At 61.4% G+C, this 16,656-nt stretch carries 12 protein-coding genes and 1 pseudogene; 10 read left to right on the top strand and 3 right to left on the bottom strand.

All coding sequences use genetic code 11. From position 1 onward, the window contains the following. Window positions 1-380: 380 nt before the first annotated feature. Window positions 381-1,490 carry an LPS export ABC transporter permease LptF gene (locus tag B7Z66_10955; GenBank protein ID OYV75964.1) on the bottom strand — a complete coding sequence of 370 codons (1,110 nt, stop codon included), beginning with the start codon at window positions 1,488-1,490 and terminating at the stop codon, window positions 381-383. 1,151 nt (window positions 1,491-2,641) lie between these two features. Here B7Z66_10955 and B7Z66_10960 point away from each other — a divergent pair. From B7Z66_10960 to B7Z66_10990, 7 genes are all read left to right on the top strand, one after another. Continuing rightward, window positions 2,642-3,772, top strand: a complete 1,131-nt coding sequence (locus B7Z66_10960) for an inositol-3-phosphate synthase (GenBank protein ID OYV75965.1) — start codon at window positions 2,642-2,644, stop codon at window positions 3,770-3,772. Further along, the gene (locus B7Z66_10965) at window positions 3,769-4,485 is read left to right on the top strand and encodes a nucleotidyltransferase (protein ID OYV75966.1); all 717 of its coding nucleotides are present in this window, start codon (window positions 3,769-3,771) and stop codon (window positions 4,483-4,485) included. The genes B7Z66_10960 and B7Z66_10965 overlap by 4 nt, the downstream gene beginning before the upstream one ends. Window positions 4,486-4,529: 44 nt before the next feature. Further along, window positions 4,530-5,471 carry a hypothetical protein gene (locus tag B7Z66_10970; protein ID OYV75984.1) on the top strand — a complete coding sequence of 314 codons (942 nt, stop codon included), beginning with the start codon at window positions 4,530-4,532 and terminating at the stop codon, window positions 5,469-5,471. A gap of 709 nt (window positions 5,472-6,180) precedes the next feature. Then, window positions 6,181-6,999 (top strand): hypothetical protein, encoded by an 819-nt coding sequence (locus B7Z66_10975; protein OYV75967.1) that lies wholly within the window; start codon window positions 6,181-6,183, stop codon window positions 6,997-6,999. A 497-nt stretch (window positions 7,000-7,496) separates the two neighbouring features. Then, window positions 7,497-7,832: a cytochrome C gene (locus B7Z66_10980; protein ID OYV75968.1), complete on the top strand. Its 336-nt coding sequence runs from the start codon at window positions 7,497-7,499 to the stop codon at window positions 7,830-7,832. Window positions 7,833-7,870: 38 nt separating this feature from the next. Continuing rightward, complete coding sequence (locus tag B7Z66_10985; protein OYV75969.1) at window positions 7,871-8,215, top strand: hypothetical protein; 345 nt, start codon at window positions 7,871-7,873, stop codon at window positions 8,213-8,215. 905 nt (window positions 8,216-9,120) lie between these two features. Further along, window positions 9,121-9,867: a glutathione peroxidase gene (locus tag B7Z66_10990; protein ID OYV75985.1), complete on the top strand. Its 747-nt coding sequence runs from the start codon at window positions 9,121-9,123 to the stop codon at window positions 9,865-9,867. An 18-nt stretch (window positions 9,868-9,885) separates the two neighbouring features. On the opposite strand, the gene B7Z66_10995 is transcribed toward B7Z66_10990, so the two are convergent. Then, window positions 9,886-10,683: a hypothetical protein gene (locus tag B7Z66_10995; protein OYV75970.1), complete on the bottom strand. Its 798-nt coding sequence runs from the start codon at window positions 10,681-10,683 to the stop codon at window positions 9,886-9,888. Window positions 10,684-10,987: 304 nt separating this feature from the next. Between B7Z66_10995 and B7Z66_11000 the strand changes: the two genes are divergently transcribed. From B7Z66_11000 to B7Z66_11010, 3 genes and pseudogenes are all read left to right on the top strand, one after another. Then, complete coding sequence (locus tag B7Z66_11000) at window positions 10,988-12,190, top strand: hypothetical protein (GenBank protein OYV75971.1); 1,203 nt, start codon at window positions 10,988-10,990, stop codon at window positions 12,188-12,190. Between the two features lie 226 nt (window positions 12,191-12,416). Beyond that, the gene (locus B7Z66_11005) at window positions 12,417-12,977 is read left to right on the top strand and encodes a transposase (protein OYV75972.1); all 561 of its coding nucleotides are present in this window, start codon (window positions 12,417-12,419) and stop codon (window positions 12,975-12,977) included. A gap of 2 nt (window positions 12,978-12,979) precedes the next feature. Then, a pseudogene (locus B7Z66_11010) lies at window positions 12,980-15,891 on the top strand (Tn3 family transposase). 161 nt (window positions 15,892-16,052) lie between these two features. On the opposite strand, the gene B7Z66_11015 reads toward B7Z66_11010, so the two are convergent. Next, complete coding sequence (locus B7Z66_11015) at window positions 16,053-16,337, bottom strand: hypothetical protein (GenBank protein OYV75973.1); 285 nt, start codon at window positions 16,335-16,337, stop codon at window positions 16,053-16,055. Window positions 16,338-16,656: the final 319 nt, after the last annotated feature.

Here is a 16,656-nt window from a genome sequence, read left to right on the forward strand (position 1 = left end):
ATGCTCACGGCTTCGCCGCGCTGGTGTACCACGCTCGGCTGTTTCCAGCCGGGGAAAAGGCGCGGAGTCATCCCGACCGGCCCCGCGGGTCGCTTTGGTCGGAGGCCTGAGACATTCCGAGCGGCGGAGAGGGGAAGATTTCCCCAAATTCTACCCTTAACGGCGCAACGTAGGGAAGCATCCCGGTCAATGGCCGTGGGGGTGAAGGCGCTACGGCAGGGTCAGCGGGGCGGGCGCCGGCGGGTTCAGCAAATGATAACAGCAGCGGACAATGCAACTGATCTGATCCCGAGACTCTGTAGATCGAGCCCCGGCAGCAACAGCGGCATCACCAGTAACCGACCGGTGGCGGTCCATCGGTGATAGGCGGTTGAGCAGGCTTACGGCGCCGCCGCCCCGGCACTGCCGGAGCGCCAGCGGCGCAAAGCGTCGAGTGGGCGACTCCAGGTGGTGAGTACGATCACGGCGAGCGCAATGGGTGCCAGCCACACACCTGGCACGCTCGACAGTACTCCCTGGCTGACCCAGGACCTGATCATGATATCCAGGCTGTAATAGGCCGCGTAGACCAGCACCGCTGTGAGCATGTTTGCATAACGCCCCTGACGTGGGCGTGTTCGGCTTAAGGGGATACCGAGGATTGCGAGCAGCAGGGCAGAGACCGGCGCGGTCAGCCGCCACTGGTACTCGGAGATGTCGGGCGGAGCGTGTGAGGCAGCCAGCTGGCCCATGCTAGCCGACGAGTGCCAGAATCCGATCGGCTCTATCGACGGCTCGTTCATGTGATAGGAGAGCGCTGCGACCGAGGCGATGAAGTCCTGACCGCCGTCGCGTGCTAGGTCGTATATGTGCACATTGCGCATGCGCAGGAGTGGCGCAGCATAGTCAGGGTCGCGTTCCTGGCGAGCTTGCATTGCGTATAGGACCTGAGTGCCGCCGTGGGGTTGCTCGCGTTGCATGAACACTCGCTGGAGTTCGCTGCCTGCGCCGCTGGCCGCAAAGATCACACGAGTGCCGGCGCTATTTTCGCTGAAATTCCCCGGTTCGATGTTGCTCAGGTTGAATTCCACGCGGGCTCGGGCCTTGACCTGATAAGATTGCTGGTAGCACCACGGTCGGACATACACGGTAAGTATGCCTACAAGCATGGACAGTGCCAGCGCGAGCCCGACGACCGCGCGTAGGACATCCGTTTGGCCAACACCCAGTGCATGTAAGGCCGTCATCTCGCTATCGGTGTACATCCGTCCCAGGGCGATAACCACCCCCAAGTAGAGCGCGATGGGTAAAAGGACTCCGAGGGCAATAATCGTCTTGAGTGCGATGAGCTCAACTACCACGCTGGTGGGAAGCACGCCATTGGCCGCTTGGGTGAGGAACACCGCGCTGCTGTAACCGGCGAAGATCACGACCAACGCCAGCGACAGCATCACCAGCGGCTTGACGATCTCTCGAGTCAGATAACGGGTAACAATCACGGCCCTGTCCAAGGACGGCGGGCGAGCGGCGGCCGCGTACCGGTTGTCTGTTCGGCACTTGATCGGCGAGTGGCGCGGGGGACTTTCTGCAGGATGTAACTGGCCTTCACCACACAGGCCCAAGGTTTTGGGTTTTGGTTGTTCACGGCACTGTAATCCTGAATGACGGTGGTCGGAGCAGGGGCGCTGCGAAACACGCCGCGTTCCAGCCGCTGGGTCCGAGATCGCGGTAGCCGCGTGTTAGCCCGTTCAACTACGACACAGTAGTAGGAAGTGAAGCACATATGAAAGCGTGGGTGCTGGGAGCCATTACTGAACCTTGGGGTGTTTGTGGGTGATGTGCGACCAGGTGCGCCGTGCCGGCGTCAGCAGGCCCTTGTGGATCGCACTCCGCTGACGCGGTTGTTCAGGATCAGCAGCTTCACCGGTTGGTCTTAAGTGCCCGGATCTCCGTCGGCAGAAACGGGGTTGGGGCCAGGGACGCCCGCGCGGCGGCGGGGTAATACCGGCCGCGGACGCCACCACCCTGACGCCAGGATCCGCGGGATTATTTCGTAGTTCTCCGGGGCGGTGCAACCGCCGCCCCGTGCCGGCGTTGCGCCACGCAAATGGATTGCCCCCGTGGGGTGTATCCTGGTTCCCGTGCCCGTGCGAGGGCGCCCAAGCCCCGTGGAGGACTCCGGGCCGGGAGGGAAGCCGCCTCAGCGCCTTGAAATCACCTGAACCCAGTGTCAAAATACCTTATTCTGCGGCGGAGCTTCTCGCGTGTCATGGACCCCCGCGAATTCCGGTCGGCCCGTGTGCGCACGGAATCCCCTTCGTGGGCGAACGGACAGAAGCGGGCTGCGCACACCGCGGATCTTCGTGCCACCGTTCCGCGCCACCCCCGCGGCGCTTGCCGTAGCCCCACTCTCCGAATGCCCCCCGACCGGCGACGGTCCGCCGCCCGCAGGGGGCAAAACCGAGCCTGGCCGGCTAATCCGGCTCATGGTAATAGACGCTGGCGACGCGCGCCGTGGGTCTCTGCCGGCGGACCCGGGCGAGGCACAGGTGGGGCGTGTGCGCCGCTTGCCCTTTGCTGGGAACTATTGTAACGTCATGGCCTGAAACAATCAGTAACATGTTGTTTCTTAAAATGTTGTCACACGCGAGCGAGGTGTATTATGGCTAAGGTAGCCAAAATCAGGGTGGCGATCGCCGGGGTGGGAAATTGCGCGAGTTCCCTGATTCAGGGGATCAATTACTACACACCGGAGCGCTGCCGCACCGGGGTCAACGGCCTGATGCACCTGGAAGTTGGTGGCTACCGGCCCTGTGACGTACAAGTGGTCGCCGCGTTTGACATCGACAAGCGCAAAGTCGGCCGTGACGTCAACGAGGCAATCTTTGCTAAGCCCAACTGCACCACGGTGTTTTGCGGTGACTTGGCGCCGAGCGGGGTCACGGTGCAGATGGGGCAGATTCTGGACGGCGTCTCCGAGCACATGGCGAACTACGAGGAGAACCGTACCTTTGTGATCGCCGATGCCGCGGAACTGTCCAAGGAAGACGTGATTCGTTCGCTACAGGAAAGCGGCGCCGAGATTCTGTTGAATTACATGCCCGTGGGTTCCGAGCAGGCGGCGAAATTTTACGCCGAATGCGCCCTGGATGCGGGTGTCGGTTTCATCAACAACATGCCGGTTTTTATCGCCAGCAACCCCGAGTATGCCCGGCGTTTCAAGGCGCGCAAGCTCCCAATCATCGGCGATGACATCAAATCCCAGCTCGGCGCCACCATCACACACCGCATGCTGACCGACCTGTTCGCCAAGCGCGGCGTAAAGCTGATGCGTACCTACCAGCTCAACACCGGCGGCAACACCGATTTCCTCAACATGAAGAATCAGACGCGACTGGAATCTAAAAAGATCTCCAAGACCGAGGCGGTCCAGTCGGTCGCCGAGACGCGCATTGCAGACGAAAACATCCACGTCGGCCCGAGCGACTACGTGCCCTGGCAGAACGACAACAAGCTCTGTTTCCTGCGTATGGAAGGGCGGTTGTTCGGCGACGTGCCCATGGATATCGAGCTGCGGCTCTCGGTGGAGGATTCCCCCAACTCAGCTGGAGTGGCGATCGACATGATCCGCTGCTGCAAGCTGGCGCTGCTCAACGGCGAAGGCGGGGTCCTGGAGGCGCCATCGGCGTATTTCTGCAAGCATCCGCCCAAGCAGTACACCGATGACGAGGCCTACGAACTGACTGAAACCTTCATACGCAACCATACACTTGCGGCGAGGGCCGTTGGATGAACTGTCTGATCGTGGCAGCGGGACAGGGTACCCGGCTCCGCGAGAAGGGCGAAAGCAAGCCCCTCATCAAGGTGAAGGGTGTACCGCTGATCGAGCGGGTGATCAACAATGCGCGTCGCGCGGGCGTAGCGGCGTTCCACGTGGTGAGTGGTTACCGGGGGGCGCCCTTGCGTGCTGCGCTGGATGCGTTCGCAGCCCGCGAGCAGATATCCATCACCCATGTGATCAATGAGGATTGGGAGCGCGCTAACGGCGTATCGGTCTATAAGGCCAAGGAGTATCTGTCGGGTCCATTCCTGTTGACCATGTGCGACCACTTGGTCGATCCGCACATCATCCGCGACGTGCTCGCCACACCTCATGAGCCGGGCACCGTCACGCTGTGCGTCGATCACAACATCGACAACCCGCTCAACGACCCGGAGGACGTGACCCGGGTGCGTTGTTCGGGCGGGCGTATCGAACTCGTGGGCAAGGTGATCCGGGACCATAACGCCATCGATACCGGTGTGTTCCTGTGCACACCGGTGATCTTCGACGCCCTCGAGGAGAGTTTCCAGCGTGGCGATGAGAGCATATCCGGCGCGATGAACGTGCTCGCCGAGTGGGGCAAGGCGCGCAGCTTCGACATCAAGGACCGGATCTGGGTCGACGTCGATGATCCCGCCGCGTTCCGCAAGGGCGAGCAACTAATCGACCAGGGCCTGCTTTGAGCGTGGGCGCCTCCGGCCGGCGTCCAGCCGCGGCCGAAGCGACCCTGAAGGATCTGGAATCCGCGTCGCGCACCCCTGAGATCGAAGAGGTCACCAACCTTCGTATCATTCACCCCGCTTCACGGCGCCTGACGCTGTGGTTCGCGCGTCTCGGGGTAGCACCGAACCTCGTCTCTCTCGCCGGCATGACGTGCGGCATCCTCGCTGGAGTCGCCTACTTTCACTACCGGTCCTGGTGGGCCGCGCCCGCGGGCTTCGCCCTGATGATTTCCTGGCACATCCTGGATGGGAGCGATGGGCAACTTGCCCGACTTACCCATCGCCAGTCACAGCTCGGAAAGATTATTGATGGAATCTGTGACTATGTGACATTCATTTCCGTCTATACGGGGCTGGCGCTGTCGATGGCGGAACGCCTGGGTCCAGCGGTATGGGGGTTGGTGGTGCTCTCCGGTCTCGCCCACGCCGTACAATCGGCCGCCTATGAGTTACAACGCCAGGAGTACGATTTTTGGGGGCGCGACAAGCGATCCGCAGAGCTGCCGCGTATCGAGGATCTGCGTGCTCGGACTGGGGGGCCGCTGCGCCGTGTGTACCTGCGCTACGTGCAGCTTCAGTATTTAACCTCTGGTGGCGCTGTGTCCCTGCGCGAGCGGCTCGCGGCGGTGCTGGCGCGGCATCCACAGGATCAGGCACGCATCCGGCTTCGGTACCGCGAGGTCTTCGCGGGTCCGGTGCGGGCATGGGCATTGCTGTCGGCCAACTATCGCACCTTAGGGATCTTCCTGGCGGCGATGTTGGGGGTTCCGTGGCTGTACTTCGTGTGGGAGCTGGTTGGGCTGAACTTGGTGATGGGCTGGCGCATCCACGCACAACGCCAACACTGGCAGACATTTGGACGATACCTGGACGAATTCGGAGCGAAACCGAACAACGAGGCCGAAGAAGTCCCGGGTCCTGCGCAGGAGCCGGCAGGCGCCCGCTAGCGCCGTCAGGACGGGGCAGTCCTGGGGTCGGCGTACGAAGTGCCAGTCCGTTGGCGCCGTCATGCACGATGTCCGGGACGCTGCCGCTGCGGCTCGCCACCCTCGGCGGGGCGCTCTGGCCAGCGCCTCCCGATAGACCAAGCCTAGTGCTTCCGCGCTTGCTTCCCGCTCCATGCGCCGCTCGGCATCATGAACAGGGAGGCCAAGTTGTGTAGTGGGCCGCAACTCCCGATCCGAGACCATAAAGCGCATACCGCCATACCAGCGTCCGAGCGGCGCATGCAGGTAGCCCCACCTTTGATGGCGTGGCTCGACGCGAGCTTGCGCCGCCTCGCACAGCCAGGGCGTCAGGATTTTATACAGGGGACCAAGGGCGTTGTGAAACGGGCTTGCATCGGGATTTTCGCCTGGACACAGGGGGTTGGGGGACTCCAGTGGCCTGCTGGGAGGCAACACTAGACGCTGAGGTCTTCGAATAGTGTCAGATTGTTTTACATGTAAATGTTATAACTACAATAATTATTTATTAACAAATTGATTTAAAACATATAATAATTATTGGCACGGTGTGTGAATGTAGTTATTAGCACTACATCATGTGTCCGACGCTTGGGCGATTGAATGTAGACGGTGTAGGGCGGGCGCACGCGAAAAACCGGAGCCCATTCCTTGGTCTACGAATCGACAACGACTTGGCAGGGGGAGTGCGATGAGCGCGAAAATTTTAAAATGGATGGGGCTGATGCTTTCGGCCGCGGTTGCAGGGAGCGCCCACGCGGGTGCGATTTTCATTACCGGCCATGATTCGGACGAGCACAACAATAGCGCATACATGGCGGCGGGCCTGGATTTCGTGAATTTTGGCACCGCTTCCACGGCTGCGGGCCGGTCCGGCAAGACGGTGGGCTATATCGGCGTCAACCTTGGCAGCAGCCCTAGCGCTATCACGAGTGCCGGCTATTCTGCCAGTTTTTTTAACCCCAACGCGGCAGGGATTGCGGCGGCGCTGGCCGGTGGATTTGACACGGTGATGGTAGGTTCGGGCGGATTTTCGAGTGCTCAGAGCGCGCTGGCGGGTGCTGCCGCCCAGTTTGCCACCTATTTCAACGCTGGCGGATCGTTGTACGTCAACACCGACCAGGGCTTCGGCCAGTCGTGGTACGACTTCGTTCCCTCCTTCGGGACCACGACGAACAATACCATCTCTACCAGCGGTGTGTTCGCACCCACCACCGCGGGGTTAGGCATCGGCCTGACCGATCCGGTGGTAGATGCCGACATCACCCACAGTTTTTATGACGGGGTGGATACGTCGCTGTTCACCATATTCGAGGTCACCGACAGCCCGACTTTCGGAAACAACAACGGCAAGCCCGTGGCCTTCGGTGCCCGTTCCATCGGCATCGGTGGTGGCGGATTCACCGGTGGCACGCCCAGTGTTCCGGAGCCCGCGACCCTGGTGCTAATGGGTATTGCCTTGCTCGGCTGGGGTGCGGCGCGGCGTTACGGAACGGCCCGCTCTCGCTGATATTACCGGCCAGTTCTCCAAAAATCTCACGCGGTGGCCCGAAGGCCACCGCTTTTTTGCGACTGCGCGAACCGTGGGGCACTGACCCTCGCGGCGTCGTCCGGCGCCGCCCACGCGGCCCCGACCCGAATTTTTCACCCGCATTTGCTTGGCCGCCGCAGCCAGGGACGGCGGATGTGATCCGCGCCGCGGCAGTAAACCCCAATCCTTGTCCGGGACCGCCCCCGGGCGTAGCCCGGGCTGCCTCCGCCCGCTCGGGCCGTGCCTCGAGCGGCACCGGTCGCGGAGACATCGGAACGTATCCTGCAGTCCACTCGGAACCTGGGCCGGAGGGGTCGAAAACCCGGATCCCCGAAGTCCATGCGTGCCTTTTTGCACCATCGCCAAGAACTGATACAATCGCCTCGCCCTGGGCGGGGAGCCCAGGGCGAGCCAGGGTCCGTCCGGCACAGCCGGAACGGACTTCCATCGTTCTTTGAAAGAGCACGAGGAGCAAGATGACCAAGCGGCTACTGTTCGGCCTCATGGCGGTTGGTCTGGTCTGGTCCCTGTCACCGGGTGCCCAGGCAGCCGGCAATCCAGTCGCCGGCAAGGAGAAGGCCTTCCCCTGTATGGGTTGCCACGGGATTCCTACCTACGACAATGCCTACCCCACCTACCCTGTACCCAAACTGGGTGGTCAGCACGCCCAGTACATCGTCAAAGCGTTAGAGGAGTACAAGGACGGTGCGCGGAGTTTCAAGACCATGCATGCCCAAGCCTCTTCGCTTAGCAAGCAGGACATGGAAGACCTCGCAGCATACTTTTCCACCTATCCATCCGGCGGCAAGTAACGCCGCGGCGCTCGGTAACCGAAAGGTAAGGGTCCCACATGAAGCGACTACTCGGTTGTACGGCGGTCCTGTTTATTGCCACATTTTCCGCCCAGATCTTCGCCGACGGCAACGCGGCGGCGGGCCAGCAGAAGGCCGTGATGTGCGCGGCTTGCCACGGCAAGGACGGCAACAGCACCAATCCCCAGTATCCGCGGCTGGCCGGTCAGTATCAGGGTTACATCGTCCAGGCGCTGACTGAGTACCAGACCGGTGCCCGTACCAACGTGATCATGAAGGGAATGGCGGCGGGCCTGAGCAAGCAGGACATAGAGAACTTGGCGGCGTATTTTTCCCGCCAGAAGGGCGTGGTGCAGTTGCAGGAACAGCCACTGCACTATTAACCTACGATGCCGCCGCCGCGGCGGGCGGCGGCATCGCAGTGCCCGACGCTCTGCCCCTGCATGACTGGTTCAGTTCCCGGTCTCCCGGCGCGGGCTTCCGGGGATTGCGGATAGTAAAATCCGTCACCGCACCGCATCAGTGCCTCTTGGCCATCATGTGGGGACCCGCCGTCGGCACCCCGCTGGTTTTGTAATTCCGTTTGGCCAGCCTGCGAATCTTGCCTGGCGGATCGGGACCTTGGTGGTCTGTCCGCGTCCGCAGAGCTCGACCCAATCCTCACTTCCGCATCTGACGCAAGGGGCACTTGCTGAGCGCCCATATCGTAAAGCAATGGTTACGGAAAGCCATGGATGCAGGCACGCGGTTCCCGTGCGTTCGCTACCTTCCATGACCAAACTTAACGGTCTGGTCCGGCTCTGACGACCGTAAGCACCATTCCACCTAAAGCCCCCAGGGTCCCATGGCGCGCCGGATCGCGCCGGGCCCGACCGGATTGGAGCCACGGACTGGCCTGCCGCGCGCCGTCCGTCCGGTTTGAGCCCATCACTCGGGCCCGCAGGGCCATCCCATGTTTGTACAAACGGGTGGCCGGGCCGCGAGCGGAGGCGACGCCGGTGTGAACCCCGGGAGCGTGGTGGTGGATCCTACGCGGGCGCAGGGGCCGCCGCGCAGGCGGAGACGGTGTGATCCGTCTGCGGATGTTCTGGGCATGCCTTGCGCCAGCGAGTAGCACGAGCGGCCCGGGCCGGGCTCAGGTCTTCTGAAATAGATTTAAACTATCTATCTAATCGTAACAATCCATTTTACCTCTAACCCTGCCGGCCCTAATCTGTGGATCAGACGCCGGACCCCGTGTATATCCGACACGCTGCTTCGGACATGACCACGAATGACAGGAGGCGACATCATGTTGGAGAATCGAGAAGGCCAACGGGTACCCCCGGTGCGGTTCCGCGTACGCCGGGACGGTGATTGGGCGGAGATCGCCAGCGAGACGTTGTTTTCCGGCAAGACGGTGGTGGTATTCGCCCTGCCGGGTGCCTTCACACCTACCTGTTCCTCGGCCCACGTTCCACGTTTCAACGAACTGGCGGCGGTGTTCCGGGCGAATGGTGTGGACGACATCCTGTGCGTTTCGGTGAACGATCCCTTCGTCATGGAGGCATGGCAGAAGGAGCAACGGGCCGATCAGATCCGATTCATTCCCGATGGCAACGGCGAATTCACCGCTGCCATGGGCATGCAGGTGGACAAGGCGGATCTCGGCTTCGGGCTCCGCTCCTGGCGCTATTCCATGCTGGTGCGGGACGGGGTGATCGAGAAGATGTTCGTGGAGCCCCAAGTCCCCGGCGACCCGTACCAAGTCTCCGATGCGGATACCATGCTCCGTTATCTCAATCCGCGTGCCGCGGCGCTGCCCGGCGTGGCCGTGTTTACCCGCCCAGGGTGTCCGTATTGCGAGCGCGCCAAGGGCAAGCTCGCAGAGGCGGGTCTCGCCTATGAGGAGATCGTGGTAGGCATCGGGGCCTCGGACCGGGCGTTGCGGGCGGTCAGTGGCACAGACACGGTGCCCCAGGTATTCGTCAACGGGGAGCGGATCGGCGGTTCGGAGGCGCTTACGGTCTGGCTGACGACGCAGGCCACCGCGTAGCCGGTGGATCGGACGGGCTCACGCCGAGAGTCCCTGGTGCAGTTCGCTACGCAGGCGGTCCACCACGTAGCCGGGATCCGGATGATCCCGGACCTGGGTTTGCAGATAGCGCCACGGATAGGGGCTGGCCCAGGGGCCGATCTTGGACAGAGACTCCCGCGCCGCGGCCCGTTCCCCCGCCAAGTAGAAGGCAGCCGCGAAGCAGCCGGCCGCAAAACGACGTAGGATCGTGGAATCCGCCGATCCCTGGTCCTGGCCCAGTCCGCTGCGACAGTAGGCGGCAGTGAGTTCGCCGAAGGTGCCGGGTACGCGTAGCTGGGCATCGGCGGTTTCCGGTCCGTGGAGGTACCGGATCCATGCCCAGTGTTCGATATAAGCGCAGGGAATCAAGACATGGAGAGGATGGCCGCGCGGCATGCTCTCCCCGACGCCGCGGGCGAAGGCGAGGGCCGCGTGCCCATCTCCGTGGTCCCCGAGGGATTGCAGCCGAAGCAGGTGGGCCTGCAGATGGTCCGAGTCCCGCGCGCAGACCGCCGCGAAGCGCGCCTGGATCTCATCCGGTTCCGCGCCCGAGGTCAACGCCGTAGCCAGCAGCCACGCATACGGTTCCGGGCTTTCGGGATCCCGCTGAGCAGCCTCTGCCAGATCCCGTTCGGCCTGCTCGATGCGGTGGAAATACCGGTGCAGCGCCGCGACTCCGCCGGGGCTCGGTTGGACCCCCACCATGCCCTCCGCTAGGCGGACACCGTGGATAGCGCGCGCCATCCAGGGTTCTGGGCGATGGCTCGCCTCGGCGACCCACCAGTCCAGGATCAAGGTTGGGCCGGGCCAATCGGCCAGGGCCCTCAGGGCCAGAGGATGCCATTGCCGCGCTGTCCTGTCCCGGAAACTATCCAGGGCCCGGCCCAGGGCATAATAGGGGTCGTCTCAGAATTCGGAAAATAAAGCACGTTAGTGGCTTCCTCATCAACGTGAATGACAAGGTTGGGTAATTCGATGTAATATCCTCTCCATTAGACCATTGTCTTGAGCTACAAGTGCGCGCCGATCCACAAACGGCAAAAGGCGCGCTTAAAGAATTGAAAGAAATCAGCAAATATTTATGAGAGGGGTAAACAGGATGTCAAAAATTCTTGCCTGGCTTGGATTTGGCGGCCAGAAACGGGTAAACGGGCATGGCGGGAACGACCATGATGACAGTGGCGGTTCGCATGGTCACACTCATGGAGTGATCGACGCAACAATTGCGACGACTACCCGCGGTATCTGGGCCATCAAGTGGTCTTTTATCATTCTTGCCATCACATCGGCGTTGCAGATCACGGTCGTCATAGCAACGGGTTCGGTCGCTTTGCTTGCGGACACGATCCACAACGTTGGCGATGCAACCACCGCGATTCCTCTCTGGTTTGCGTTCATGCTTGCTCGCCGCAAACCGAGCAAGACTTTCACTTACGGCTATGGCCGAGTAGAGGATTTGGCAGGAATTTCCATCGTTCTGATCATACTCTTTAGTGCCGGGATCGCCGGATACGAGGCGATCAACCGCTTGATCCACCCGCAGCCGATCACGCAACTTCTTTGGGTCGGTATTGCCGGTGTCATCGGCTTTATCGGCAACGAAGTGGTCGCCGTTTTCCGTATCCGCGTCGGTCGCGAAATCGAAAGCGCCGCGCTAATCGCCGATGGCTATCATGCCGTATTGACGCGCATGCTCGATGGCGTTGAACCAGAAGTCATTGAAGAAATCCGCCACGCGGCTGAGCATGTACCGGGTGTTAAGCGGATCATCGATACGCGGGCTCGCTGGATTGGTCACCGACTGCATACGGACTTGGCGATCGACGTCGGCGATAATCTGTCTTTGGCCCAAGCAAAAAGCATTGCCGCATTGCTACACCAAGAGTTACTTGGGCACCTCCCGGCACTCAGAACTGCGAGCATTACTTTTGGCGCGCCAGATGCGGTCGCAGACTCGCCCACCAGCTCGCATCTGGGTGGCCACCATCACGCGCCAGAACCGTTCAAAGTCGTTTGCTCTTTGGCAGAAGGCAGTCTTGAGATCGTAGACACCCCGCAAGGGGAGCGGATGCGGTTGACCCTATCCCGCCGCGCTGAAGGGCTGCAAGTTACGGTTAGCATTAAGCGACCCGGAAGCTTGCAGGAGACGCTTCTGCTCTCACTTATGCCTGGAGATGCAATCTATCAGAGTACGGCCGCACCCGAAGAGCCACACGAATTTGAAGCGGAGTTGCAATTGCTGGCAGGGGGCCAAAGGGAAACTCTTTGCTTCCAAATGAAAGAGCCGGATCATGCCCGTTAAGTTCGAGAGACGCAGCAAGCCGCATCAATTTGACCCGCGATGAAGATGGATGCTCCGTCTGTTGTATGACGCGTTAAGTTTGAACCTGTCCGATTTAGCTATACCCTAACTGGGCGTCAGGTTCTGCAATTCAAATACGTCAAGTTAGAGTCTATGTCGATATTTATTGACAGCATCCACCAAGGGTTATAGATTTTTACCTGACACTTTTGTGCAGGAGATACCCTTGAACGGTCAACGCATCGGCTACGTGCGGGTCAGTAGCTTCGACCAAAACCCAGAACGCCAGCTCGAACAGAGCCAGGTGGACAAGGTGTTCACCGACAAGGCTTCGGGCAAAGATACGCAGCGCCCGCAGCTCGACACGCTGCTGACCTTCGTGCGCGAGGGCGATACCGTGGTGGTGCACAGCATGGATCGCTTGGCGCGCAATCTCGATGACTTGCGCCGCTTGGTGCAAAAACTCACCAAGCGCGGTGTGCGCATCGAGTTCGTCAAGGAATGCCTAACCTTCACCGGCGAGGACTCGCCGATGGCAAACCTGATGCTGTCTGTGATGGGTGCATTCGCTGAATTCGAGCGCGCCCTGATCCGCGAGAGGCAGCGAGAAGGCATTGCGCTGGCCAAGCAGCGCGGCGCCTATCGGGGCCGCAAGAAAGCCCTATCGCCAGAGCGTGCGGCTGAGTTGCGTCAACGGGCCGATGCAGGCGAACAAAAGTCAAAGCTGGCCCGTGAGTTTGGTGTCAGCCGGGAGACCCTGTATCAATACTTGAGAACGGATCAGTAAACATGCCGCGTCGTTCCATCCTGTCCGCCGCCGAGCGGGAAAACCTGCTGGCGTTGCCGGACACCAGGGATGAGTTGATCCGTCACTACACGTTCAGCGAATCCGACCTGTCGTTCATCAGGCAGCGGCGCGGCCCGGCCAACCGCCTGGGCTTTGCCGTGCAGCTCTGCTACCTGCGCTTTCCCGGCATTCTCCTTGGTGTCGATCAGCCGCCGTTCCCGCCTTTGCTGAGACTGGTCGCTGACCAGCTCAAGGTCGGCATCGAAAGCTGGGACGACTACGGGCAGCGGGAACAGACCCGGCGCGAGCACCTGGTCGAACTGCAAACGGTGTTCGGCTTCCGGCCGTTCACCATGAGCCACTACCGGCAAGCCGTGCACACGCTGACCGATCTGGCCATGCAAACTGACAAAGGCATTGTGCTGGCCAGCGCCTTGATTGAGCACCTGCGGCGGCAGTCGATCATTTTGCCCGCGCTCAACGCCATCGAGCGCGCAAGTGCCGAGGCCATCACCCGCGCCAACCGACGCATCTACGAAGCCCTGTCCGAGCCATTGGCGAACGGACACCGGCATCGTCTCGACGACCTGCTGAAACGTCGCGACAACGGCAAGACCACTTGGCTGGCCTGGCTACGCCAGTCACCGGCCAAGCCGAACTCTCGCCACATGCTCGAACACATCGAACGCCTCAAAGCGTGGCAGGCGCTCGACCTGCCTACCGGCATCGAGCGGTTCGTTCACCAGAACCGGCTGCTCAAGATTGCCCGCGAGGGCGGTCAGATGACGCCCGCCGACCTGGCCAAGTTCGAGCCGCAACGGCGCTACGCCACCCTCGTGGCGCTGGCCATCGAGGGCATGGCCACCGTCACCGACGAAATCATCGACCTTCACGACCGCATCCTGGGCAAGCTGTTCAACGCCGCCAAAAACAAGCATCAGCAGCAGTTCCAGGCGTCCGGCAAGGCGATCAACGCCAAGGTGCGTTTGTACGGGCGCATCGGCCAGGCGCTGATCGACGCCAAGCAATCAGGCCGCGACCCGTTCGCTGCCATTGAAGCCGTCATGCCCTGGGACGCTTTCGCCGAGAGCGTCACCGAGGCGCAAAAGCTGGCGCAGCCCGATGACTTCGATTTTCTGCACCGCATCGGCGAGAGTTACGCCACCTTGCGCCGCTACGCGCCGGAATTCCTCGCCGTGCTCAAGCTGCGGGCAGCGCCCGCCGCCAAGAACGTGCTCGATGCCATCGAGGTGTTGCGCGGCATGAACACCGACAATGCCCGCAAGGTGCCCGCCGATGCCCCGACCGGCTTCATCAAGCCGCGCTGGCAAAAACTGGTGATGACCGATGCCGGTATAGACCGGCGTTACTACGAACTGTGCGCGCTGTCCGAGTTGAAGAACTCCCTGCGCTCGGGCGACATCTGGGTGCAGGGTTCGCGCCAGTTCAAGGACTTCGAGGACTACCTGGTGTCGCCCGAGAAGTTCGCCAGCCTCAAGCAGTCGAGCGCATTGCCGCTGGCCGTGGCCACCGACTGCGACAAGTACCTGAACGAGCGCTTGGAGCTGCTGGAAGCGCAGCTCGCCACGGTCAACCGGATGGCGGCGGCCAACAACCTGCCGGATGCCATCATCACCGAGTCCGGCTTGAAGATCACGCCGCTCGATGCAGCAGTGCCGGACACCGCGCAGGCGCTGATCGACCAAACGGCCATGATCCTGCCGCACGTCAAGATCACCGAACTGTTGCTCGAAGTCGATGAGTGGACGGGCTTCACCCGGCACTTCACACACTTGAAATCGGGCGATCTGGCCAAGGACAAGAACCTATTGCTGACCACGATCCTGGCCGACGCGATCAACCTCGGCTTGACCAAGATGGCCGAGTCCTGCCCCGGCACAACCTATTCCAAGCTCGCCTGGCTGCAAGCCTGGCATACCCGCGACGAAACCTACTCGACGGCGCTGGCAGAGCTGGTCAATGCCCAATTCCGCCATCCGTTCGCCGAGCACTGGGGCGACGGCACCACGTCGTCGTCGGACGGCCAAAACTTCCGAACCGGCAGCAAGGCCGAGAGCACGGGTCACATCAACCCGAAATATGGCAGCAGCCCAGGACGGACGTTCTACACCCACATTTCCGACCAGTACGCGCCGTTTCACACCAAGGTCGTTAATGTCGGCGTGCGCGACTCGACCTACGTGCTGGATGGGCTGCTTTACCACGAGTCAGACTTACGCATTGAGGAACACTACACCGACACGGCAGGCTTCACCGATCACGTCTTTGCACTGATGCATCTGCTGGGCTTCCGTTTCGCGCCGCGAATTCGCGATCTGGGCGACACGAAGCTCTACATTCCGAAGGGCGAGACTCTCTATGATGCGCTGAAGCCGATGATCGGCGGCACGCTCAACATCAAACATGTCCGCGCCCATTGGGATGGAATCCTGCGGCTGGCCACCTCGATCAAGCAGGGCACGGTGACGGCTTCGCTGATGCTGCGCAAACTCGGCAGCTATCCACGCCAGAACGGCTTGGCTGTCGCCCTGCGCAACTGCGTCGCCGCGTCCATGCCGGGCTGAACAAGGGCGAAGCCCGCAATGCGCTGGCCCGCGCCGTTTTCTTCAACCGGCTGGGTGAAATCCGCGACCGCAGCTTTGAGCAGCAGCGGTACCGAGCCAGCGGCCTCAACCTTGTGACAGCGGCTGTCGTGTTGTGGAACACGGTCTATCTGGAGCGCGCAGCGCATGCCTTGCGCGGCAACGGGCATGTCTTCGATGACGGCCTGTTGCAGTACCTGTCGCCGCTGGGCTGGGAGCACATCAACCTGACCGGCGATTACCTCTGGCGCAGCAGCGCCAAGATCGGCGCAGGCAAGTTCAGGCCGCTACGACCCCTGCAACCGGCTTAGCGTGCTTTATTTTCCGTTTTCTGAAGCGACCCCCGGCGCAGATCCATGGTGTTACCCCACCTTGCGTCCATAAAAAACGGATTACGGAATACAAAAGGACGGAAAGTGCGGGTGGCCGGGGGCCTGGTCCCTCGGCCACCCGCGGCACCGTCCCTTGGTGCTCATGCACGCGCCAATGTTGTCTCGCGCTCGGCCAGCGCTGCTTCCAGAGCGCGCTGCTCCTCAGCGAGGGTGGCGGGTGAGAAACAAACCAGTGTGGCGAAAAACGCCGTCACGATTACCGCAGTCAAGCCGAGATCGCTGCGCACGACTGGCATCAGGGTCGCGATACCGGAGCAGCCGAATAAACACAGGAAGAACACGAACCACGTGATATGAAAGGTGCGCATCTGAATGGTATTCAGACTAAAGAGGTGGACCTGCGTTGCCTTGCTGCCAAGCGCCATCTCCAGATCCCTCCGGCATCGCATTCCGATACGCAAAAAAAAGCGTCGCACATGCCATGGGGCACGTGAGACGCCGTTGTCGAGTGGCCTGCAGCAGCCAGTCAGAGGTACGCCCGCTTTGGCGCACCTACCATGGTGGATTTCCGATCAACTTCCATGCCAACGGCCAGAATAACTACAAATAACTGATATTTAATTACTTTACAGCATGTGCACGGTGCCGCGCAGGGCGTAACAGCGCGCGCGTGGTGCAGCGCCACGGTGGTAAGCACCGTTTCGGGGCGCGGACGACGAGTCGGCACGCTTCGGGTCCAGGCAC

Source organism: Chromatiales bacterium 21-64-14, assembly GCA_002255365.1.
Lineage (GTDB): Bacteria > Pseudomonadota > Gammaproteobacteria > 21-64-14 > 21-64-14 > 21-64-14.